Below are 22,828 nucleotides of genomic sequence, written 5' to 3'. Positions count from 1 at the left end.
CTCGTTCTGGCAGTAAATGGTTCTAAATGGTCTAGTGCCGGCTATCAGCCGTTCAGCAGCTTGTTGACGCGCTTGGTGTCGTTGGCCGACACGGTGGTGCGGCCGTCCAGCCGGCGGGTCCGGGTCGACGGTTTGTGCTCCAGCAGGTGCCGGCGGTTGGCTTTCTGGCGCAGGATCTTCCCGGTGCCGGTGCGCCGGAACCGCTTCGACGACCCGCTGTGGGTCTTGGCCTTGGGCATGTTTCCTCTACTTTCAGTACTTTTCAGTACTTGTCCAGTACTTCCCGTACTTCGTGCTTCTCGCTGTCAGGTCAGTTGGCCGACGGGCTGGCGTCGGCGGCCGCATCGGAATCCGGTGCCGCGCCTCCCCCGGGTGCTTCTGGGTGGCGCGCCCGGGCGCGGGTCTTCGCGCCGCGGTGCGGTGCCAGCACCATCGTCATGTTGCGGCCGTCCTGCTTGGCGGACGTTTCGATGAATCCGTAGTCGGCGACGTCAGCGCCCAGGCGCTGCAGCAATCGGTAGCCCAGCTCGGGCCGCGACTGCTCGCGTCCGCGAAACATGATGGTGACCTTGACCTTCGATCCCGCCTCCAGGAAGCGGATTACGTGGCCCTTCTTGGTCTCGTAATCGTGATCGTCGATTTTTGGTCGCAGCTTTTGTTCTTTGACGACGGTCTGCTGCTGGTTCCGGCGGGATTCGCGCGCCTTTTGCGCCGCCTCGTATTTGAATTTGCCGTAATCCATGATCTTGCAGACCGGAGGTCTGGCGTTTGGGGCAACTTCGACGAGGTCGAGATCGGCGTCCGCGGCGACGCGCAGTGCGTCCTCGATGCGCACTATGCCTACCTGCTCTCCCCCTGGGCCGATCAATCGGACTTCAGGTACGCGGATGCGCTCGTTGACGCGGGTCTCAGTGCTGATGGGGCCTCCCTTGTTGGGCTTCTTTTCTTTCTCTTGTGGCGGCCGCAGCGGTGGAAAACCACACCATCAGCAAAAAAGCCCTGCACAAGCAGGGCCCAATGCCGACCGATCGCGGCTGGAACTGCTCCAGCCGCCCGCGCCGCGCGCGGAACAGGCATTCACGTTGCCTGTGACCGGACCGTTGAACCTTGAAAACACTCGTGGCCAACGGTGGGAGTGGGACTCCACTTACTGTCCCCGGCGTTCACCGGGATGGTCGCAGTCGATAGTTTAGCAGCCATGACGCGCCTTCCTGCACGTATGCGGCCGGACGGGCGTCCGGCCCGCGTGGCAGCCCGGCCAACTGCGCTCCGCGTCTCCGGGCGCTTCGCCAGGATTTTCACGGCTTGACGGCATATCCTCGCGGTCTGTGACACTCGCAACGTCCCGCTTCGGCCCGCGTTCGGGCAGCCAGCCGAACTCCCGGTATCGCTGGGTACCGGCGGCGGCGGGCTGGACTGTCGGCGTCATCGCGACGCTGTCGCTGATCGGTAGCGTCTCACCGCTGGTCCGGTGGCTGATCAAGGCCCCGCGGGAGTTCATCAACGACTACCTGTTCAACTTCCCCGACACCAGCATCGCGTGGTCGTTCGTGCTGGCCCTGTTGGCCGCGGCGCTCACCGCGCGCAAACGCATCGCCTGGGTGTTGCTGCTCGGCAACATGGTCCTGGCCGCCGCGTTGAACGCCGCCGACATCGCCGCGGGCGACAACACCGCGGCCGAGTCGTTCGGCGAGAACCTCGGCTTCGCCGTGCACATCGTCGCGATCGTCCTACTCGTCCTGTCCTATCGGCAGTTCTGGGCCAAGGTGCGCAGGGCCGCCCTGTTCAAGGCGGCCGCGGTCCTGGTCACCGGCCTCGTGATCGGAATCCTGGCGTCCTGGGGCCTGGTCGAGATGTGGCCGGGCACCCTGGCGCCCGATTCGCGCTTCTGGTACGTCGTCAACCGGGTGGTGGGGTTCTCCATCGTCGACCCCGATGCGTTCACCGGCCGGCCGCACGTTCTGCTCAACGCGATCTTCGGGCTCTTCGGCGCGCTCGCGCTGATCGCGGCGACGATCGTGCTGTTCCAATCCCAGCGCGCCGACAACGCGCTCACGGGTGAGGACGAGTCCGCGATCCGCGGGCTGCTCGAGCTCTACGGCAAACAGGACTCGCTGGGATACTTCGCCACCCGCCGCGACAAATCGGTGGTGTTCGCCCCGAGCGGCCGCGCGGCCATCACCTACCGGGTCGAGATCGGGGTCTGCCTGGCCAGCGGCGACCCGATCGGCGACCCGAGGGCGTGGCCGCAGGCGGTCGACGCGTGGTTGGGGTTGTGCCAAACCTACGGCTGGGCGCCCGGCGTGATGGGCGCCAGTTCGCAAGGCGCCCAGGCGTTCCGGGAGGCCGGACTCAACGCCCTCGAGCTGGGCGACGAGGCGATCCTGCGGACCTCCGATTACAAGCTGTCCGGCCCCGACATGCGCGGGGTGCGCCAGGCGGTGACGCGGGCCCGCAGGGCCGGGCTGACGGTGCGCATCCGTCGGCACCGCGACATCTCCGCCGAGGAGATGGCCGAGACGATTTCGCGCGCCGACGCCTGGCGCGACACCCAAACCGAGCGCGGCTTTTCCATGGCGCTGGGCCGCCTCGGCGATCCGGCCGACGGCGACTGCCTGCTGGTCGAAGCCATCGACCGCGAGGGCCGCGTGGTCGCGATGCTGTCGCTGGTCCCGTGGGGAAGCACCGGCGTCTCCCTCGACCTGATGCGGCGTTCCCCGCAATCCCCCAACGGCACCATCGAACTCATGGTCAGCGAGCTCGCGCTGAACGCCGAAGCCCTTGGCATCATCCGCATTTCGCTGAACTTTGCGATGTTCCGCTCGGCGTTCGAGCAGGGCGCCCAGCTCGGCGCCGGCCCGGTCGCCCGGTTGTGGCGCGGATTCCTGCTGTTCTTCTCGCGATGGTGGCAGCTGGAAACGCTGTACCGCTCGAACATGAAGTACCAGCCCGAGTGGGTTCCCCGGTACGCGTGTTACGAGGACGCCCGATTGATTCCGCGGGTCGGCGTCGCCTCGGTGATCGCGGAGGGTTTCCTGGTCCTGCCGTTCAGCCGGCGCGAGAAGGTGCACACCGGGCACCATCCCGCGGTGCCGGCCAGGCTGGCGGAGTCCGGGCTGTTGCACCACGACGGGTCGACGCCCGACGTGAGCGACCTGCAAGGCAGGGTGAAGGCCGCCGAGGCCGAGGAGTCGAGATTGCGCCTGCCCGAGCAGGTACGGGTGCGCTTGGCAAAGCTGAAGGTATTGCAGCGCAACGGGATTGACGCCTACCCGGTGGGTTGCCCGCCCAGCCACTCGATCGCCGCCGCGTTGGACGCCGACGACCAGGAAGACGTGTCGGTGGCCGGCCGCATCCTGCGGATCCGCGACTACGGCGGCGTGCTGTTCGCCCAGGTGCGCGACTGGTCGGGCGAAATGCAAGTGCTGCTGGACAATTCGCATCTCGGACGCGGCCGCACCGCCGATTTCACCGCGGCCATCGATCTCGGCGACCTGGTCGAGATGACCGGGCACATGGGCTTTTCCAAGAAGGGGACCCGCTCGCTGATCGTGCGGGACTGGCGGATGATCGGTAAGTGCCTGCGGCCGTTGCCGAATAAGTGGAAGGGCCTGACCGACCCCGAGGCGCGAGTGCGGACCCGCTACGTCGACCTGGCGGTCAATCCGGAGTCCCGAGAGCTGGTCAGGGCCCGCAGCGACGTGCTGCGTTCGGTGCGGGAAACGTTGTTCGCCAAGGGATTCATCGAGGTCGAGACGCCGATCCTGCAGCAGATCCACGGCGGAGCCACCGCCCGGCCGTTCGTCACCCACATCAACACCTACGACATGGACCTGTTCCTGCGCATCGCGCCGGAGCTCTACCTGAAGCGGCTGTGCGTCGGCGGCGTGGAGCGGGTGTTCGAGCTGGGTCGGGCCTTCCGCAACGAGGGCGTCGACTTCAGCCACAACCCCGAATTCACGCTGCTGGAGGCCTACCAAGCGCACGCCGACTACAAGGTGTGGATCGACGGCTGCCGGGAGCTCATCCAGAACGCCGCGCAGGCCGCCAACGGCGAGCAGACCGTGCTGCGCCCGCGCCCGGGCAGCGACGGCAGCCTCGAACCGGTCGACATCTCCGGTACCTGGCCGGTGAAGACCGTCTACGACGCCGTATCGGAAGCGCTGGGCGAGCACATCGACCCCGACACCTCGCTGACCGCCCTGCGCAGGATGTCCGACGCCCTGCACATTCCGTATCGGGCGCATTGGGATTCCGGCGCGGTGGTGCTCGAGCTCTACGAGCACCTGGTGGAGGACCGCACCGAGCAACCGACGTTCTACATCGACTTCCCCACCTCCGTGTCGCCGCTGACGCGGCCGCACCGCAGCCAGCGCGGCGTCGCGGAGCGGTGGGACCTGGTGGCGTGGGGCGTGGAGCTGGGCACCGCCTACAGCGAGCTGACCGACCCGGTGGAGCAGCGGCGCCGCCTGCAGGAGCAGTCGCTGTTGGCCGCCGGCGGGGATCCCGAGGCGATGGAGCTCGACGAAGACTTCCTGCAGGCCATGGAGTACGCGATGCCACCCACCGGCGGACTCGGTATGGGTATCGATCGGCTCGTTATGCTCATAACCGGCCGCAGCATCCGCGAAACCCTGCCATTCCCGCTGGCCAAGCCGCATTAGACGGGCCGCCGCTGCCGGCGACGGCGCAGCGGACATCCGGTCAAAATGTTCCGGGAGTGTTTAGGGTGGCTCACACTGAAGCACGTGCTGGCCAGTAATTTCACCTCGCTGATGCACGGCTGGATACCCGCGACGATCCAGATCGGCACTGCCGTCGTGCTGACGCTGGCCGTGGGGTGGCGGTCGCGACGATGGCGGGCGGTCTGGCTGCCGCTGTCGGGCGCGGTCGGGGGCGCCGCCGCTTTCCTGACGCACTGGTACATCGTCGACCGCGGCCTGGCCGGCGAGCCGGCGCCGTCGGCGCTGTGGGTCTGGATCGCGTTGGCCGGCGTGGCCGCGGCGGTGCTGGTTGTGGGCTGGCGCAGCGCGCCGCCGGGGCGGCGCGGTGCGACGCTGCTTGCCGTGCCGTCGTGCGTGCTTTGCGCGGCGCTGGTGCTCAACGCGTGGGTCGGCTACTTCCCGACCGTGCAGGCGGCATGGAGCCAGCTCACCTCGGGGCCCCTGCCCGATCAGACGGACCCGGCCGCCGTCACCGCGATGGTCGCCGAACGGGCCCGCCCCCCGCACGGCAGCGTGGTGCCGGTGGTAATCCCCTCGGATGCATCGCATTTCAAGCATCGCGGGGAACTGGTGTACCTGCCGTCCGAGTGGTTTACCAGTAGCCCACCGCCGGCCCTGCCGACTGTGATGATGATCGGCGGGCAGTTCAACACGCCCGCGGACTGGACGCGGGCAGGCAACGCGGTCAGGACGATCGACGACTTCGCCGCCGCCCACGACGGCCGGGCGCCGGTATTGGTGTTCGTCGACGCCGGCGGGGCGTTCAACAACGACACCGAATGCGTCAACGGGGCGCGCGGCAACGCCGCCGACCACCTGACCAAAGACGTTGTCCCCTACATGATTTCGAAGTTCGGCGTGAGCGCCGACCGGTCCAACTGGGGCGTCACCGGCTGGTCGATGGGCGGGACGTGCGCCGTGGACCTGGCCGTTATGCATCCCGAGATGTTCGGCGCTTTCGTCGACATCGCGGGCGATTTCTACCCGAACGCCGGCAACAAAGCGCAGACCATCGCCCGACTGTTCGGCGGAAACGCCGACGCCTGGGCCGCTTTCGACCCGACCACCGTGATCAGCCGCCACGGCCGCTACCGCGACCTCGCCGGCTGGTTCGCCATCTCGCCGGACGGCCCACCGGCACCACGCCAGGACGTGACCGTAACCGACTCCGGCGCAATGCGTCTCGCCGCGGCCAACCCGGGTAACCAGACCGCGGCCGCCTACTCGCTGTGCGCGCTCGGCCGCGCCAATGGCATCGACTGCGCCGTCGCGCCCCAGCCGGGCAGGCACGACTGGCCGTTCGCCGCCCGGGCGTTCGCCGCCGCACTGCCGTGGCTGGCCGGCCGGCTTTGCACCCCGGGGGTCCGCCGGACGGCACTGCCCACGCCGCCCGTTTCCCCGCCATCCGCGGCGCCGGCCCAGGTGGTGGTCCCGGCGCAGCGGTCCAACCCGTCCAGGTAGCCGCTGCGGTTACTTGAGGTGCCACCGGCGCGCGTGAGTGCGGAAGGTCGTGTCGCTTGTAGGCTCCAAACATGGCCGCCGTTGACGCCGCCGAGCCATCGTTGGCCGCGCTCCCTTTGGCTCCCAAAAACCCGCTGCCGTATTGGGAGCGTCGACAAGCCGTCAGGTCCCATCACACCGGGGCCGACAAGCTGCGCGACGCGGGCGGGCCGGTCACCTTGATCACGTTGGCACCCAGGTGGCTAATGCCGCCGATCGTGCTCGCTACCTCACCGCAAGGTATCCGCGATATTTGCACGGTTAGAGATGGATCTATCGACAAGGCAAGTCCAACGAACGCGGCACTTCGCCGCCTGCTGGGCGGGAATTTGTTCGTGTTTTCTCACTCTGAGTGGCTACCGCGCCGACGCACGCTGCAGCCTGTGTTCACGCGGCAACGTGTCCAACAATTCGGCGGGCACATGGCCGAGGCGGCGGAGATGATGTGTGGCACATGGCGCGAGGACGTCGATATTGATTTAGATGCGCAGTGCCTGACGCTGACCCTGCGGGCGTTGGGGCGCTCGGTTTTTGGTTTGAACCTGGAAGAGCGGGCCGACGCGGTCGCCATGCCGCTGCATATCGCGACGACTTATGCCCTACGGCGGGGGCTGACGCCGCTGCGCGCCCCAGAATGGCTTCCCACGATGGCACGTCGGCGTGCGCGTGCGGCGGCCGCGACGCTTCGAAATCTCGCGGCCGAAATCTTGCAGGCCTGTCGCACCGATCCGACCAGAGATGCGCCGCTGGTACAGGCGTTACTCGACGCCGCCGACCCGGAGACGGGCCAGCCGTTATCGGAGGACGAGATTGTCGACGAGTTGATCATCTTTCTACTCGGGGGCCATAACGCAACGGCAACGACGTTGGCCTACACGCTCTGGGCATTGGGTCGCCATCTTGACGTCCAGGAACGGGTCGCAGCGGAGGTCGCGCAGATCGGTGATCGGCCCCTGGCTCCCGATGACGTGGTTCAGCTGGGGTTTACAGTGCAGGTGCTTCAGGAAGCGTTGCGGCTGTGTCCACCTGCGCCGACCGGGACACGGGTCGCAACTCGCGACGTCGCGGTTGGGGGCTTTCGGGTAAAGGCGGGCACGGTGCTCGCTTTCGGAAGAGGGTCGGTACAGCGCGATCCCAGGCTGTGGGATGACCCGCTGACGTTCGATCCGGATCGGTTCAGTCCTGAGCTTGCTGCGGAACGCGATCGCTGGCAGTACCTTCCGTTCGGCGGCGGTCCACGCTCGTGTATTGGCGAGCACCTCGCGATGTTGGAAGCGACACTGGCGTTGGCGACCGTCGTTCGAAGATTCAAGATCCGAGCTGTCCACGACGATTTCCCGCTCAGGGTGTCTCTGACGATGATCGCGGCGGGTCCTATTTGGGCGCGCGTGCAGCTACGGTAGGTGCCGTGGCCACCGAAGTTGTGTAGGCGCAACATATTTCGCCCATCTGGCCGCGGCGCCCTCAAACCCTGCCGCGGCGGTCACCAAGAAAGCGGTTCGCCGGGGTCTTCTGGTTCGGGTTGATAGTCAAACAGACCGTGCCGGATCAGGTGGGTCACCGCGGCATCCCACCGTCTCAGTTGGGCGTCGCGGTAGAACGGCTGGCGTAGGTAACGCTCGATGTGCGGACGCAAGATTATCGGGCCCATACGCAAGATGATCGTGTTGAGCACCGACCAGGCACGATCCATGTCGTCTCGGGCGTCCTCCGCGAAGTGATCGCCTTGCGCCTCACTGATCTTGGTGAGTCCGTCGAAGATCACCCGACCGAGGCCCGAGATCGTGGCTCCCTCGACCAGCGCGCGCCCTATGTAGTCCATGACGCTGGGGTGTTCGCCCATCAGACGGGTTATTCGCCGCCCGGCCTCGTCCAGCGCTTCGGACGTCAGCTCGGGCAGCGGTTCGGCACCCAACGCCTCCCCAACCACCTGCATGACGTACTCGTCGACTGCATCGATCAGCGCGACCTTGGTCCGGAAGTGGTGTTGCACCGCTCCGATCGACACACCTGCGGCGTCGGCGACCATGCGAAACGATGTGGCCGCGATCCCCTCCCGAGCACAGCACGACAGGGCTGCGTCGCGAATCTTCTGCTCGCTCGTCGGCTCCGGCGGAGCGGGCGGCGAGTAGGGAAACAGACGGATCGGTTCCATTGGTGGGCAATATAGCGAACACGTAGCAAGATACGCCAATATGGGATGACAATATTCATATATTTGGTCTTCGCGCCGCCGCAGAGGGCGGCACGCGCCCGCTTGCGCACACGAAGGGGTTTGCCAATGACTTTGATTCGAATGGCTTCCAGCGGGGACGGCTCACCGACTTCAGCGGGGGACCGCACGCACCGACTCAGAAACGCTGACAACGACGTCCCGGAAATTCCGGTCGATGCGTCCGAGTGCGCGCCGACGCGAGAACTGCCGTTGGTTGGTGCTGCCGCTGCCCTCCTGCATCAACGGGAACGGTGAGGGCCATGCCGGACATCACCTATCGTGACCCCGTTGACGGCGACGTGCCCGGGTACCTGGCGGTGCCTGACGGCGCGGGCCCGTGGCCTGCCGTCGTGGTCGTTCAGGACGTCACTGGCATGACTGCCGACTTGCGGCGGATCACGGACCGCTTCGCGGCCACCGGCTATCTAGCGCTGGCCCCGTCGCTGTATGGCCGCGGACCGCGGATCCGCTGCATGATCAGCACCATCCGGGCCGCGATCACCGGCCGTGGCAGCGCCCACGACTCGCTGGTTGCCGCCCGGGACCACCTCATTGCGGACGATCGGTGCACGGGCAAGATCGGATTGGTCGGATTCTGCATGGGTGCCTCGATTTGTTTGCAGCTGGCGCCCGGCGGCCTGTTCGACGTGAGCGCGCCCAACTACGGTCATTTGCCCAAGGATTTGGAGGCGCTGGGCCGATCGTGTCCGATCGTTGCGAGCTTCGGGGCCGAGGATCCCATCGTGGCGCGCGGCACCGCCGCCAAGCTCGAAACCGCGCTGGCGCGTGGCGCGGTGCCCCGTGACATCAAGGAATATCCGAATGTGGGCCACAGCTTCATGAACGACTTGCGATTACCCGGCCCGATCCGCGTCATCGAACGCGCAATAGGAATGTCGTACTCCGCGCCGGAGGCAGAGGATGCCTGGCGTCGCATCATGAATTTCTTCGACAAGCACCTCGCCTAGCGGGATGCGACTGGCGCAATTCATGGTCGTCGACCGGTAATCTTGCGGGCTGAGCCCAAGCGGCAAGCGGCGCGGGCGTTATGTCCGCAATATGGCGCTTAGAACCGAGATGGGAGCACCGTGGCCGAGGCCGACGCGACTGCCTATGCGGCGCGGATCCTGGACCCCGATCACTCCCCCGATCGTGAGATGTTAAAGCGGTTGCAGGCAAATCCCGACGTGGAATTTGTCGATCACCGCGAGGCGCAGATATCAGGCCTGCGAAAGCTTCGCCCGGCGCCCGATGCGGAAATCCTCGCCGAAGGGGTTCGGTGGGCCTACTATCCCTGGCGGCGCGCGGTGGTTGCGATCCTGGGCCCGCTCGGGTTTCGCACGCTACGACTTGACCGCAACAGAAACAACATCACCACGCAAGAACAGGCCCGGCTCGGCGCCCTGACCGTCGGGGTCGCCGGTCTCAGCGTCGGGCACATCATTGCTCACACACTGGCGATGCAGTGGCTGTGTGGTGAGATTCGGCTGGCCGATTTCGATGAGCTTGAACTGTCGAATCTGAATCGAGTGCCGGCCACCGTGTTCGACCTCGGGCTCAATAAAGCCCACGTGGCGGCCCGCAGGATCGCCGAGGTTGACCCGTACCTGAGGGTGGATGTGTACGACGCCGGCATCACGGTCGACACTGTCGACGCATTTCTGGATGGACTCGACATCGTCGTCGAAGAATGCGACTCGCTAGAGATGAAGGCTGTCTTGCGCATCGGTGCCCGTGACCGGCATATCCCCGTATTGATGGCGACCAGCGACCGCGGAATAATCGATGTCGAACGCTTCGATCAAGAACCTGAGCGTCCAATTTTGCACGGGCTCCTGGGCCAGCTCGATCTGGCGCTGCTCCCCGGCATGAGCAGCCGGGAAAAAATCCCCCACATGCTGCGCCACCTCGAAGCCGAACGAATATCGCCGCGCACTGCTGCTTCACTCGTCGAGGTCGACCGGACACTTTCGACCTGGCCCCAGTTGGCGTCCGATGTCGGCATCGGCGCCTCAGCGCTGGCCGAAGCTGTGCGCAGAATCGGGCTGGGCGAGCCCCTGAGATCAGGCCGGTGCCGCATCGACATCGGCCGGGCGCTCGATCAACTCGACGAACCCGAGATGGCCAAGCGAAAACTTGCACCCGAGATCGCGCATGCGGACGCTGCAACGTTTTCGGCCGAAGACGATCCAATCATTTATGCCGCCATGCGGGCACCGTCCGGCGGAAACAGCCAACCCTGGAGAATCGACGCTGAACCGGCCAGGGTCACGATCAGCGTTGCGGCAGAACACACCTCATCAATGGACGTTTCTTTCCGTGGTAGTGCCGTCGCATTGGGCGCAGCTCTGTTTAACGTCAGAATCGCCGCCGCCGCCCGCGGGATGCTCGGTCCGGTGAGCGTTGCCGAGGACGTCGACGGGAGTCCGCTCCAGGCCAGCATGACATTCCAGGCCGGCACCGATGCCGCTCTGGCAGATCTGTATCAACCGATGCTCGCCCGTGAGACCAACCGCCATCATGGGGCCCCGCGCCAGATCGACGACGAGACGATCGAGTTACTCACCACCGCCGCCGCGCAGGAGGGGGCGCGTCTTCGCCTGATCACTGGCCGAGATGAATTGTCGCGGGCCGCAGCAATTTTCGGTGCGGCGGACCGCATCCGTTATCTGACGCCGCAGCTGCACAAAGAGATGATTTCGGAGCTTCGCTGGCCTGGGGATTCCGACCCCGACACCGGCCTCGACATCCGCACTCTCGAGCTCGATGCCAGCGACGTAGCGTTACTCGATGTATTGCGTAGACCCGATGTTATGGCTCACCTCGCGGAGTGGCGCGCCGGCAGCGCGCTGGCTGACGACATGCGGGACCGGATCTTGGCCAGCTCCGCGCTGGCGGTGACCACTGTGACGGGAGATAGTCTTGCTGACTACGCAAGGGGCGGGTCGGCGGTGGAGGCGGTCTGGATACTCGCCCAGCGCGCAGGCCTGAGCGTTCAACCGTTGTCGCCTGTGTTTTTGCACGCTCGTAGCGCGCAGGATTTGACCAAGTTGTCGTCCGGCTTTGCCGACGAGTTAGGGCAATTGCAAAGCGCTTTCGTGCATCTGGCCGAGGTTGACGCCGACGAAGCGATCGTGCTGGTGCTGCGGTTCACCGACGCACCACCGGCGTCGATGTCGAGTCGGCGCAGTCTGAGCCGAGTCCACATCGGGCGCAATTAAGCCGACGCCGCCTTGCGTTGATCTCGGCGCGCGGGGGCGCGGCCAGGTCGACGGGCGGCCTAGAACGGTTTGGCCGTGAATCCCCACCGCAACAAGGCCGCTTCGCGGCGGGCCTGACCTCGCAGCTCGCCGCGACGCGCGGCGCTCGAAGATTTCGTCTTGGCGCGCGAACCGAACTTCCAGTACGCCTGCAAGTATGGAAGCGGCGTTGAGTGGCCAGAATTCAGATCCTGCAGCCCGGCTGCGGCAAGCTCGTTCGCTAGCTCGGCGAACGTGAACGCCGCTGCCTCACTCGCAATCGCGTCCTGCCGCAGGCCTTCTGGCGAGTCGGGGTCAACGCACGCGAGCATTTTGGGGCAGGCCGTCGGGTCGCGTAGGCGTTGAAAGTCGGAGATCCACACTGCGGCCCCGCTGCGGCGTTGCACTGCAGCGATCTGGCCGAGGGCGCCGCGCAGGACGTCGAAATCCGGCAACTGATGCAGGGTCCACATGCACGAGATCACGTCCCACGAGCCGGATGAAAGGTGCTCGGGCAGCGCGGTGATGTCGGCCTGCAGGAGCTCGACGCGCCCGCCCAGGCCTTCGCGGTCGAACAGTTCGCGCGCGGTGGACAGCATGTTGGGAGCGAGATCGACCGCGGTCGCCGTGATGTCGGGGCGTCGACGCAGGACGGCGCTGAGCGCACGGCCAGATCCGACTCCCAGGTCCAAGAGCCGGCCGTCGGGCGGCAGCAGCGCATCGAGGGCGCGAGCACACAAGTCGTAAACCGCTCGCATGCCCGGGTTGGTCGCGCCGCCGAGATGGAAATGGGCAACGGATTCGGGGTCGTCCATCACCATGGGTTCGGGAGTCCGTTGGCGCCCGGGCGAGTGGAATCGCTCGCGCGCGACAATCCCGGGTATCCGCCACACCGGTCGGATGATCGTCACCGCAAATCTTTCTTTTGAGTGGGTGTGCGAGTTTCTCCACGCAAACGGCCTTCATGATAATCAGAGCAGCGCGATGGTGTCGCGGCTCAAGGCTTGTCCGCGGATTTCTTGACGATTCTCGCCAGCGAATGCGGTCCGTTAGGCTCGGAAAGCTTCGAACTTGATCGGCGCGCAGCGGATATGTCGGGAGGATGTCGTGATCCAGGTTCCCGTAGACGATGGCTTCAAGGCACTGTCCAAGCCTCCGGTGAACCCGATGTCGTTTAGGCAGCGCGTGGCGGCGGTGAAAGAGTTCAGCACCGGCACCGAGAGGCTCCGGGACGCGGGTGGGCCGGTGACCGCTTTCACCTTGGGGCCGCGCTGGCTCATGCCCCCGATGGTGCTGGCGACGTCGCCGAGCGCGATTCGCGACATCCTTAGCACAAAGGACGACTCGGTTGACAAGACAACTCCGGTCTTCGACCAGATGCGCCGCGTCATCGGCGCAAACCTGGCGGATCTGCCTTTCGAGCCGTGGAAGCCGCGTCGACGCACCCTGCAGCCGGTGTTCACCAGGCAACGCGTGAGCGAGTTCGGCGGCCACATGGCGCAGGCCGCACAGTCGGTGTGTGACGGGTGGCACGAAGGTGCTGAGGTCGATTTGGACGCCCAGTGCCGCACGCTGACGTTGCGCGCACTCGGACGCTCCGTGCTCGGGCTCGACCTCGAGCAGCGGGCCGACGAGGTTTCCGAACCACTGCGGGTTGCATTGACCTATGCGATCAGGCGCGCGACGCGCATTTTGCGTGCCCCGAGCTGGTTGCCAACACCGGCGCGGCGTCGTGCCCGAGCGGCGAGCGCCAAACTGCATGCATTGACCCAGGAGATCCTGCGTGACTGTCGCGCCGACCCGACACGGGTCGCGCCTCTGGTGCGAGCGTTGCTCGCGGCCGAGGATCCGGAAACCGGAAAGCGGTTGTCCGACCAGGAGATTTGCGACGAGCTGATCATCTTTCTGTTCGCCGGTCACGACACCACGGCGACGACTTTGACGTACGCATTGTGGTCGTTGGGCCGTCACCCTGCCTACCAGGATCGGGTTGCGGCGGAAGTTGTGGCGTTGCCGGATCGGCCGTTGACGCCTGATGACATTCCACGGCTCGGCTACACCGTGCAGGTGATACGCGAAGCGCTGCGCCTGTGTCCGCCGGCGCCCACGGGGACGCGTATGGCCTGCCGCGACGTCGAAGTCGGCGGCTATCTGGTGCCGAAAGGCACCATGCTCGTTGTGGGCAGAATGGCCGTTCAACGCGATCCGAATCTTTGGGATGACCCGCTTCGATTCGACCCCGACCGGTTTAGCCCGGAGAACTTTAAGGCTTTGGATCGCTGGCAGTATCTGCCGTTCGGTGGCGGGCCCCGTTCGTGCATCGGCGACCACTTCGCCATGCTCGAGGTGACGCTGGCGCTGGCGACCATCATCCGTGGGGCCGAAATCCATTCTCTTGATGACGAATTCCCGCTTGCGCTCCACTTCACCATGATTGCCGGCGGTCCGATCCGCGCGCGGGTGCGGCCTCGTCGATAGCCGGCTTCGGTAAGCCAACGAGTTCAGACCTAGCTGCTCGACCGGTCTGGAGATCGGCGTCGAGGCCACCGCATGTACTCGGAGACCTTCCCCAAAAGACGGTATTGGTGCGCCGCCGCGACTCCGCGCCTTCCGGTGTCGGACTGGGTTGTCCTATCGATGTGTGCGGCGTCACCCGACCTTTGGTCCATCAACATCGGTATCGGGCCGCAGCCTTTGACCGGCCAGGATGCTCACTCGACCGGTTCGTTTTTACGGATAGCCCGCCGTGTGATCAGGCCGGACGCTTTGACGCGCTATGTAATGCGCGCCCTCTGGTCCGGTTACCGTTACGGTAAGAGCGATGTCGGGCGCATTGGACCATCTCGTTACCGCTGCTGCCGCCAACTTGATGGCGGCCACCGCGGCTGACGCTGCCACGATAAGCCAGCGGGTACTCCGCGACCTGGTTAATGAGTTAGGCGTGGATTTCAGCTTCCTGCGCCATAACGATCACACGATCCGCGCCACGGTGCTCATCGCCGAATGGCCAGAACGCCCGGAAGTTCCAGATCCCGATCCAATCCGTGTGGTGTACTTCGCCGAGGCCGACTCTGTCTTCGCCGAGGTTGAACACCTCAAAGAGCCGCAGGTTGTACGTCCCGACCCGGGAAATGCCGACTATCAACGCCACATCGAAGAGGCGGGCGCTGGCGTCCCCGCCGTTTCTCTGGCCGCCGTACCGTTGCTGTCCGGGGACATCACCGCCGGCACGATCGGCTTCGGCAAGTTCGGAGACCGCGAATGGCTACCGGAAGAACTCAACGCGCTGCAGGCGATCGCCGCTCTCTTCGCTCAGCTGCAGGGCCGCACGGTCGCCGAAGAGCAGCTCCACTATCTCGCTGAACATGACGACCTCACCGGCCTGCTCAACCGCAGGGCGCTGATCCAGTATCTAGACCAGAGGATGGCCCCGGGGCAGCCAGGCCCCGTCTCGGTCGTGTTCCTTGCCCTGGACCGCTTCAAGGTCATCAACGACCGCCTCGGTCAAAGTGCCGGCGACCGGTTCATCGAGGCCTATTCCAAGATGCTGCGTGAGGCTACCGAGGTGCCATCGGTATTCGCCCGCTTTGGCGGTGACGAGTTCGTCATCGTGCCAGCCACGCCGATGGACGCCGAAGCTGCCGAAGCGTTCGCTCAGTCGCTACACAGTCGAGCCGACAAGCAGCTTGAGATCGACGGTGAAATGCTCAGTCGCACGGTCAGTATGGGCGTCGCCGCCGGTCTACCGGGGGAGGAGAGCACCTCGGATCTACTCCGCCGCGTCGATCAGGCCACCCGGTCGGCCAAGAGTTCCGGCGGCAATAAAGTTGCAACGTTTAGCCCGGAAATGTCTCGAACAGACATGATCCGCAACGACATCGAGCTGCATCTGCAAGGGATGATCGATGGCGACAGCGGCGAACTTGTATTGCATTATCTCCCGGAGTTCGATATGCGCTCGGGCGAAATCCTCGGCACCGAGGCACTAATCCGTTGGCAACACCCGACTCTTGGCCTATTGATGCCGGATTCGTTCATCCCCGTGGTGGAATCGATCAACCTGGGCGCCAAACTCGGCCGCCATGTCATGCGTTCTGCGTGTGCGCAGTTTGGGCTGTGGCGGTCACGCGGCGTCGGGCACGGCGCGGTGCTGCGTATCAACGTCTCGCCCGTGCAGCTTGTCACCGATGGCATCGTCGACAATGTCGCGGCAACCCTCGACGAGTTCGGCCTCGAACCCAACACGGTGTGTCTAGAAATCACCGAAAGCGTTGTGGTGCAAGACATCGATGCCACACGCAAAACGCTGTTCAGACTGAAGGACATCGGGGTAAAGATCGCAATCGACGACTTCGGCACCGGCTACAGTGTGCTGACATATCTGAAATCACTACCCGTCGACACCCTCAAGATCGACAAGGGATTCGTCCTCGGTCTCGACACCAACGCCGGCGATCTCGCGATCGTGCGCTCCACAATGGCCCTAGCGGACGCCTTCGGGCTCAACGCCGTCGCGGAAGGAGTCGAAACCGTGGCGTCGGCTAGGACGCTGCTCGACCTGGGATGCTATCGGGCGCAAGGCTTTCTGCTATCCCGTCCGCTGGACAGCGCGGCCATGGAATCGCTCCTCGCGAGGCGCGTCGTACCGATGGACTTCTCCAACACGAGCGATGCCCGCGAGGATGCAGGGGCTGGAACGAAGAAAGCGGTCTCAGCTCGTGGGAAGGGAAGCGGGAAGGGGAACCTACCTTGACGGATTCCCCGCGACCCAGGGCGATAGTCTCCTAAGCCGAGATACGACTGAGAATTTCGGAGTTTTCGGCGCACATCAGCTTGAATTGTTCGGCCTCGGCGTGCGTCGCGATGGTGCGGCGGTCCCACCACATCACCTTGGTCCGGTATTCCTCGGTGGGATAGGCGGCCGCCGGTATCCGAGACGCCACGACACCTCCGGAGGATCGCCACTGCTCCAGCACGTGTGCCGCCGCGGTGGCCATGACGAACTGCACGCCCAGCAGCGTCATCATCGGCAGCGCGGTGCGGGCCAGCACCCGGGACAGCGCCCGGCCGCCGTAGTCCCGGGAGTCTGTCCAGGCGCTCTTGACCTCCACCACGCCGAAGGGGATGCGGTTGGCGATCATATGGCGCAGCACGGCACGCCCGGGGCTGCCGTTCCACTCCTCGAGCGCGTGGGACTCCTCCGGTGCGCGCAGGGGCCCGACGACGCGCGTCCCCCCGACCACCCGGCCCGCCGGATCGACCGCGGCGAAGAACAGCGTCGTGTCGGCGCCGTCGCGAACCGCGTCGAGGTCGAGCACCCATTCCAGCCCGTGCCGGCGATAGCTGCGAAACGCGCCTTCCAGGTACTGATCCCACAGCTCCGGCTCCGCCTCGGGCGTGGACGCGGCGATCCAACACCCCGTCGCCTGGTCGCGCCAGCCCGCCCCACCTTGCAACCACGAGCCGTCAATCACCTCACGGGTGAGTTGAGCCGCTTCCATAGGTATCCCTTCGAATCTGAAGCATGACCGCCGGACTATTTCGTCGGCGCGCCTTGAATTATTTCCTAAAAATTGCGCCCGACAAATAACCAGCAGTATTTATTCTCTGAAACATCGTTCCGGGCGGCCAAACCGTTAGCGTTACCCATCGGTAATCGGCAACGAGCCGAGAGTTTGCGGTCGGTGTCGGAGGAGGGGCCATCTGTCAGGCGAACCGGTAGCCGCTTCGCCGACCCAGTCGGGGTCGGCCGGCGCACTGCGCGCCGCCCCAGGTCTGGCCACGGGTGGCGATGACCTTCACTTAACGCAGCCAGGCCCGTTCTCACCCAGATGATTCAACCGGACTGCCCTGGGGGCTTCTACCTGTGGATTTCCTGTGTTGCGGCGGCGAGTGTCCGGCCTGTTTGCTACCGCCGACCGAGGAAATGGACCGAGTTTTCCGCCGACTTTCGCACGCTTCCATGATTTTGAGTCGCGCTGGCACCTCGGCGGCGAACACGCCGAAATTCCATAGCGGAGGCGATTTTGCCGGTTGATGTTTGGCAACTGATCGCCTTTCTTCAAGCGGTGGCGGGTTGCCGGCGGCGAAACCCCGGCCGTGGGGCAGACTCGACGTCGTGACCAGGCTCCCGACCGTGGCGCGGGTGCGGCGTGCGATATTCGCACGGCACTGCAACCCCTGGAGCGCCTGGACCCGCTGGGCAACCACGCCGCTGACCCTTGTCCCCGTCTGGACGCGGCGATGGAGCCACGCGGCGTTGGTCGCGCTGTGGTTTGCCGCCAACCCGGTCGTCTTCGGCAAACCGGCGCACGAACGCGCCTGGTCGACGCGGGCGATGCTGGGCGAGGAGCTGTGGGTCAGCCGTCGGCCCCGAGACGCGGCGATGGTCGTCAGCGCCGTGACGTCCGCGACCGCGGTGGGCGCCGTCGTCGCCGCCCGCCGCCGTCGACTGCGACCGGCCGCGCTCGCCACCGTGGTGCAGATGGCCCTGACTCTGGTGTATTGGGAGCAGATGGTGCGCTACCTGGACCGCCACGCGCAGTAGCGTGGCGGCATGCCCGACGAACCGACAGGCCCCGAACCCGACACCGGGTACGACAGCGCCGGCGTGCCGACTTTCGAATCCGTCCGCGAAAAGATCGAATCCCGGTACGCGACGGCAGAAGGCGGGGCGGAACTCGACGCCGACACGGCCGAGGGCCGCTCGGTCGAGGAGCAATACGAAGAGCGCCAGCGCGCCGCGGCCGAGCGGCTGGCGCAGATCCGGGAGTCGATGCGCTCCGACGAGCGTTGAGGTGCGTGCGTTCACCGTCCACGAGCGGCGTAACCGCCTGGCGCGCAGGCATTTCCTAGCGGCGGGCGACGCATCGCCGACAACCCGGGTGATCGCCGGGCTGCTCGGCCTGCACGCGAGCGATCCCGCCACGCCCTACCTGTCGCTCTGGGCGCGGTCGCCGGGATTCGCGACCGCCGATCTCGAGGAGCAGCTGTACCGGAAACGTTCTGCGGTCAAGCATCTGGCGATGCGCCGAACGCTATGGCTGGTGCGCAGCGATGACCTGACGACGATTCAGGCCGCCGCCAGCGACCGGGTCGCCGACAACGAACGTCGCCGGCTGGCCGCCGACGTCCGCAAGGCCGGTGTCGCCGCCGACGGCGACCGCTGGGTCGACCTGGCCTGCGCCGCGGTGGTGCGCCACCTCCGCGACAGCGGCCCGGCCAGCAGCACCGAACTGCGGGCCGCGCTACCCGAACTGGCCGGGACATACGACCCGGCGCCCGGAAAGCGTTGGGGCGGCGAGGTTCCGCTCGGCCCCCGGGTGCTGACCGTCCTGTCGGCGAGCGGCGAGATCGTGCGCGGGCCAAACGACGGCGCCTGGACCACGTCGCGGCCGCGCTGGGCCACCACCGCGCACTGGCTCGGCGACCTGGGCGATCCGCCACCCGACCGGCAGGCGCGGGCGGAGCTGACCCGCCGCTGGCTGGCGACGTTCGGGCCGGCGACCGTCGCCGACATCAAGTGGTGGTTCGGCACCACGCTGGCGGCGGCGCGCCAGGCCCTGGCCGACGTCGGCGCGGTGGAAGTCGAGCTGCACGGCAGCGGTCCCGGCTGGGCGCTGCCCGACGACCTCGATCCCGAACCCGACGTACCGCCGTGGTGCGCGCTGCTGCCGGGACTGGACGTGACCACAATGGGCTGGCTTCAGCGCGATTGGTACCTCGGCGAACACCGCGCCCACGTTTTCGACACCAACGGCAACGCCGGCCCCACCGCCTGGTGGAACGGGCGCGTGGTGGGCGGCTGGTACCAGGACGACGACGCCCGGGTCCGGCTGCAGCTGCTCGAGGACCCCGGCCGCGACGGCCGGCGCGCCCTGCAGCGACGCGCCGACGAGCTCACGTCGTGGCTGGACGGCGTGCGGATCAGCCCGCGCTTCCCGTCGCCGCTGTCGAAATCCGGTGCCGGGCCGGCGAGCTGAGCGCTTCGGCCGTCGCGACTGCGCTCAGAGCGCGGAATTCGCGAAATCGAGTCGCTGAGCGCAGACTCGACGCGCCCCTGAGGCCATCAACCCGCCTGCATGGTCGCGAAACTTAAACGGCTGCGACACTTTTCGTCGGCGTGTCGGGTGCGACGTTTAAGTGTCGCGGCGACGCAGTCAGGCGGTGACCTTGCGACGCCCGTTCGACCGCCGCGCGGGCGCGGGGCTCCCGACGACGTCGGCCAGGAACTTGCCCGTGTAGCTTTCCGGAACGGCGGCGATGTCCTCCGGGGTCCCTTCGGCGACAACGGTTCCGCCCTCGGCGCCACCCTCGGGCCCCATGTCGACGATCCAGTCCGACGTCTTGATGACGTCCAGGTTGTGTTCGATGACGATGACCGTATTGCCCTTGTCCACAAGGCCATTGATGACGCTCAACAGTTTGCGGATGTCGTCGAAATGCAGCCCGGTAGTCGGCTCGTCGAGGATGTAGATGGTCCGGCCGGTCGAGCGCTTCTGCAATTCCGCGGCCAGCTTGACGCGCTGCGCCTCACCGCCGGACAGCGTCGGCGCGGGCTGGCCGAGCCGGACGTAGCCCAGCCCGACGTCGACCAGCGTGCGCAGATACCGGTGAATGCCGCTGATCGGCTCGAAGAACTCCGCCGCCTCCTCGATCGACATGTCGAGCACTTCGGAGATCGTCTTGCCCTTGTAGTGAACTTCCAGGGTTTCCCGGTTGTAGCGGGCGCCGTGGCACACCTCGCACGGGACGTACACGTCGGGCAGGAAGTTCATCTCGATCTTGATGGTGCCGTCGCCGGTGCACGCCTCGCAGCGACCGCCCTTGACGTTGAACGAGAATCGGCCGGGCTGGTAGCCACGGACCTTGGCCTCGGTGGTGGCGGCGAACAGGGTGCGGATCTTGTCGAACACCCCGGTGTAGGTCGCCGGGTTGGACCGCGGCGTGCGGCCGATCGGCGACTGGTCGACGCGCACCAGCTTGTCCAGGTGATCCAGCCCGGTCACCCGGGTGTGGCGGCCCGGGACTTGCCGGGCGCCGTTGAGCCGGTTGGCCAGCACCGCGGCCAGGATGTCGTTGACCAGCGTCGACTTGCCCGAGCCCGACACCCCGGTCACCGCGGTCAGCACGCCGAGCGGGAAGGACACGTCGATGCCGCGCAGGTTGTGTTCGCGCGCGCCGACGACGGTGAGCCGGCGCTTGTGGTTGACGGGCCGCCGGATGGCGGGGATCTCGATGCTCTCCTTGCCCGACAGGTAGGCGCCGGTGATCGAGTCCTTGTTGGCCAGCAGCTCGGCGTAGGTTCCGCTGTGCACGATCTGGCCGCCGTGCTCGCCGGCCCGCGGGCCGATGTCGACGATCCAGTCGGCGTGGGCGATGGTGTCCTCGTCGTGTTCGACGACGATCAGCGTGTTGCCCAAATCCCTTAGGCGGGTGAGGGTTTCGATGAGCCGGCGGTTGTCGCGCTGGTGCAGCCCGATGGACGGCTCGTCGAGCACATAAAGCACGCCCACCAGACCGGATCCGATCTGCGTCGCCAGCCGGATGCGTTGCGCCTCACCGCCGGACAGCGTGGCCGCCGCGCGCGACAGCGACAGGTAGTCCAGCCCGACGTCGAGCAAGAACCCCAGCCGCGACTGGATCTCCTTGAGCACCTGCCCGGCGATCGCCTGCTCGCGCGGCCCGAGGGTGAGCGCGTTCAGGAAGTCCGAGCAGTCCGAGATCGACAGCTCGGACACCTCGGCGATGGACTTCTTGCCGTGCCGCCCGGCGGCGAGCGTGACGGCCAGGATCTCCGGTTTGAGCCGGGTGCCCTCACAGACCGGGCAGGGCACGTCACGCATGAAGCCCTCGTAGCGCTCCTTCATCTGCTCGGATTCCGTCTGCGCCATCTTGCGCTGCAGGAACGCCAGCACGCCCTCGAAGTCGGCGTAGTAGGAGCGGGTGCGCCCGTACCGGTTGCGGTACCGCACATGCACCTGGTGGTCAGACCCCTCGAGGATGGCCTTGCGGGCCTTGGCGGGCAGTTTGCGCCAGGGCGTGTCGACGTCGAATCCCAGCTCCTCCCCGAGCCCGGCCATCATCCGGGTGAAGTACTCGGCGGTGTGGCCCGTCGACCAGGGCGCCACCGCGCCCTCGGCCAGCGTGCGTTCGGGGTCGGGAACTACGAGGTCGGGGTCGACCTCCTTGCGGATGCCCAGGCCGGTGCACTCGGGGCACGCGCCGTAGGGCGAGTTGAACGAGAACGACCGCGGCTCCAGGTCGTCGACCGCCAGCGCGTGCCCGTTGGGGCAGGCCAGCTTCTCGGAGAACCGCTGCTCGCGGTTGTGCGCGTCGTGCTCGTGGTCGACGAACTCGAGCACCACGATGCCGTCGGCCAGGTTCAGCGCGGTTTCCACCGAGTCGGTGAGCCGCTGCTTGGCGCTGGCCTTGACGGTCAGGCGGTCGACCACCACCTCGATGTCGTGCTTTTCCTGCTTCTTCAGCTTCGGCGGATCCGTCAGCGAATGAACGACGCCGTCGACCCGCACCCGGCTGTAGCCCTGCGCGTTGAGCTTCTCGAACAGGTCGGCGAACTCGCCCTTGCGGGTGCGCACCACGGGCGCGAGCACCTGGAACCGGGTGCCCTCCGGCATCACCAGCACCTGGTCGACGATTTGCTGGGGCGTCTGGCGGGCGATGCGCTCGCCGCAGACCGGGCAGTGCGGCGTGCCCGCGCGGGCATACAGCAGCCGCAGGTAGTCGTAGACCTCGGTGATGGTTCCGACGGTCGAGCGCGGGTTGCGGTTAGTGGACTTCTGGTCGATCGACACCGCCGGGGACAGGCCCTCGATGAAGTCGACGTCCGGCTTGTCCATCTGACCCAGGAACTGGCGGGCGTACGCCGACAACGACTCCACGTAGCGGCGCTGGCCCTCGGCGAAGATGGTGTCGAACGCCAGCGACGACTTGCCCGATCCGGACAACCCGGTGAACACGATCAACGAGTCGCGCGGCAGGTCGAGGTCGACGCCGCGCAGGTTGTGCTCGCGGGCACCCTTGACGATCAGGCGGTCAGCCACGCTGCCTTCTTTCAGGATCTATCAACGAATCTTTGATGCTGTAGCCGTTGATGCGCACGGCGCATTCCATGCTATGTGCCCATACCG

Annotated in this window: 16 protein-coding genes; 10 read left to right on the top strand and 6 right to left on the bottom strand. The window is 66.2% G+C overall.

Annotated features, from left to right (window positions below):
* Positions 1-44: 44 nt before the first annotated feature.
* Both rpmI and infC read right to left on the bottom strand, forming a co-directional pair.
* The gene (rpmI, locus tag A9X00_RS06010) at positions 45-239 is read right to left on the bottom strand and encodes a 50S ribosomal protein L35 (RefSeq protein ID WP_067012098.1); all 195 of its coding nucleotides are present in this window, start codon (positions 237-239) and stop codon (positions 45-47) included.
* A 71-nt stretch (positions 240-310) separates the two neighbouring features.
* Positions 311-919 (bottom strand): translation initiation factor IF-3, encoded by a 609-nt coding sequence (gene infC, locus A9X00_RS06005; protein WP_082974724.1) that lies wholly within the window; start codon positions 917-919, stop codon positions 311-313.
* A 409-nt stretch (positions 920-1,328) separates the two neighbouring features.
* On the opposite strand from infC, the gene lysX reads away from it, so the two are divergent.
* From lysX to A9X00_RS05990, 3 genes are all read left to right on the top strand, one after another.
* Positions 1,329-4,664 (top strand): bifunctional lysylphosphatidylglycerol synthetase/lysine--tRNA ligase LysX, encoded by a 3,336-nt coding sequence (gene lysX, locus A9X00_RS06000; protein WP_197515072.1) that lies wholly within the window; start codon positions 1,329-1,331, stop codon positions 4,662-4,664.
* Between the two features lie 45 nt (positions 4,665-4,709).
* Entirely contained in the window at positions 4,710-6,185 is a 1,476-nt protein-coding gene (locus A9X00_RS05995; RefSeq protein WP_197515071.1) for an alpha/beta hydrolase family protein, read from the top strand.
* A gap of 71 nt (positions 6,186-6,256) precedes the next feature.
* On the top strand, positions 6,257-7,627 hold the full coding sequence (locus tag A9X00_RS05990; RefSeq protein ID WP_067150444.1) for a cytochrome P450: 1,371 nt from the start codon (positions 6,257-6,259) through the stop codon (positions 7,625-7,627).
* 80 nt (positions 7,628-7,707) lie between these two features.
* On the opposite strand, the gene A9X00_RS05985 is transcribed toward A9X00_RS05990, so the two are convergent.
* Positions 7,708-8,379 carry a TetR/AcrR family transcriptional regulator gene (locus A9X00_RS05985; RefSeq protein WP_067150441.1) on the bottom strand — a complete coding sequence of 224 codons (672 nt, stop codon included), beginning with the start codon at positions 8,377-8,379 and terminating at the stop codon, positions 7,708-7,710.
* A 320-nt stretch (positions 8,380-8,699) separates the two neighbouring features.
* On the opposite strand from A9X00_RS05985, the gene A9X00_RS05980 reads away from it, so the two are divergent.
* Both A9X00_RS05980 and A9X00_RS05975 read left to right on the top strand, forming a co-directional pair.
* On the top strand, positions 8,700-9,407 hold the full coding sequence (locus tag A9X00_RS05980; protein ID WP_067150438.1) for a dienelactone hydrolase family protein: 708 nt from the start codon (positions 8,700-8,702) through the stop codon (positions 9,405-9,407).
* A 120-nt stretch (positions 9,408-9,527) separates the two neighbouring features.
* Positions 9,528-11,660, top strand: a complete 2,133-nt coding sequence (locus A9X00_RS05975) for an Rv1355c family protein (RefSeq protein WP_067150435.1) — start codon at positions 9,528-9,530, stop codon at positions 11,658-11,660.
* Positions 11,661-11,719: 59 nt separating this feature from the next.
* Here the strand turns inward: A9X00_RS05975 and A9X00_RS05970 are convergent, their stop codons facing one another.
* Positions 11,720-12,589 (bottom strand): class I SAM-dependent methyltransferase, encoded by an 870-nt coding sequence (locus A9X00_RS05970; RefSeq protein WP_232006690.1) that lies wholly within the window; start codon positions 12,587-12,589, stop codon positions 11,720-11,722.
* Between the two features lie 256 nt (positions 12,590-12,845).
* On the opposite strand from A9X00_RS05970, the gene A9X00_RS05965 reads away from it, so the two are divergent.
* Complete coding sequence (locus A9X00_RS05965) at positions 12,846-14,156, top strand: cytochrome P450 (protein ID WP_156771948.1); 1,311 nt, start codon at positions 12,846-12,848, stop codon at positions 14,154-14,156.
* A 343-nt stretch (positions 14,157-14,499) separates the two neighbouring features.
* Positions 14,500-16,431, top strand: a complete 1,932-nt coding sequence (locus A9X00_RS05960) for a bifunctional diguanylate cyclase/phosphodiesterase (protein ID WP_082974716.1) — start codon at positions 14,500-14,502, stop codon at positions 16,429-16,431.
* Positions 16,432-16,462: 31 nt separating this feature from the next.
* Here A9X00_RS05960 and A9X00_RS05955 read toward each other — a convergent pair whose 3' ends face one another.
* Positions 16,463-17,179, bottom strand: coding sequence for a hypothetical protein (locus tag A9X00_RS05955; protein ID WP_067150426.1), 717 nt, complete (start codon positions 17,177-17,179; stop codon positions 16,463-16,465).
* 617 nt (positions 17,180-17,796) lie between these two features.
* On the opposite strand from A9X00_RS05955, the gene A9X00_RS05950 reads away from it, so the two are divergent.
* From A9X00_RS05950 to A9X00_RS05940, 3 genes are read left to right on the top strand one after another with little or no spacing between them, the layout of a single operon-like run.
* Positions 17,797-18,225 carry a DUF6653 family protein gene (locus tag A9X00_RS05950; protein WP_369830722.1) on the top strand — a complete coding sequence of 143 codons (429 nt, stop codon included), beginning with the start codon at positions 17,797-17,799 and terminating at the stop codon, positions 18,223-18,225.
* 9 nt (positions 18,226-18,234) lie between these two features.
* Positions 18,235-18,474: a PspA/IM30 family protein gene (locus A9X00_RS05945; protein ID WP_067150423.1), complete on the top strand. Its 240-nt coding sequence runs from the start codon at positions 18,235-18,237 to the stop codon at positions 18,472-18,474.
* Position 18,475: 1 nt separating this feature from the next.
* A complete protein-coding gene (locus A9X00_RS05940) occupies positions 18,476-19,660 on the top strand; it encodes a winged helix DNA-binding domain-containing protein (protein WP_067150420.1) in 1,185 nt (394 codons plus the stop codon).
* Positions 19,661-19,837: 177 nt separating this feature from the next.
* On the opposite strand, the gene uvrA is transcribed toward A9X00_RS05940, so the two are convergent.
* The gene (uvrA, locus tag A9X00_RS05935) at positions 19,838-22,741 is read right to left on the bottom strand and encodes an excinuclease ABC subunit UvrA (RefSeq protein ID WP_067150417.1); all 2,904 of its coding nucleotides are present in this window, start codon (positions 22,739-22,741) and stop codon (positions 19,838-19,840) included.
* Positions 22,742-22,828 lie beyond the last annotated feature (87 nt).

The sequence above is a fragment of the Mycobacterium sp. 1245805.9 genome, from assembly GCF_001672915.1.
Lineage (GTDB): Bacteria > Actinomycetota > Actinomycetes > Mycobacteriales > Mycobacteriaceae > Mycobacterium.
Note: the sequence above shows the minus strand (reverse complement) of the source record. Positions and strands in the feature narration are given on the sequence as shown.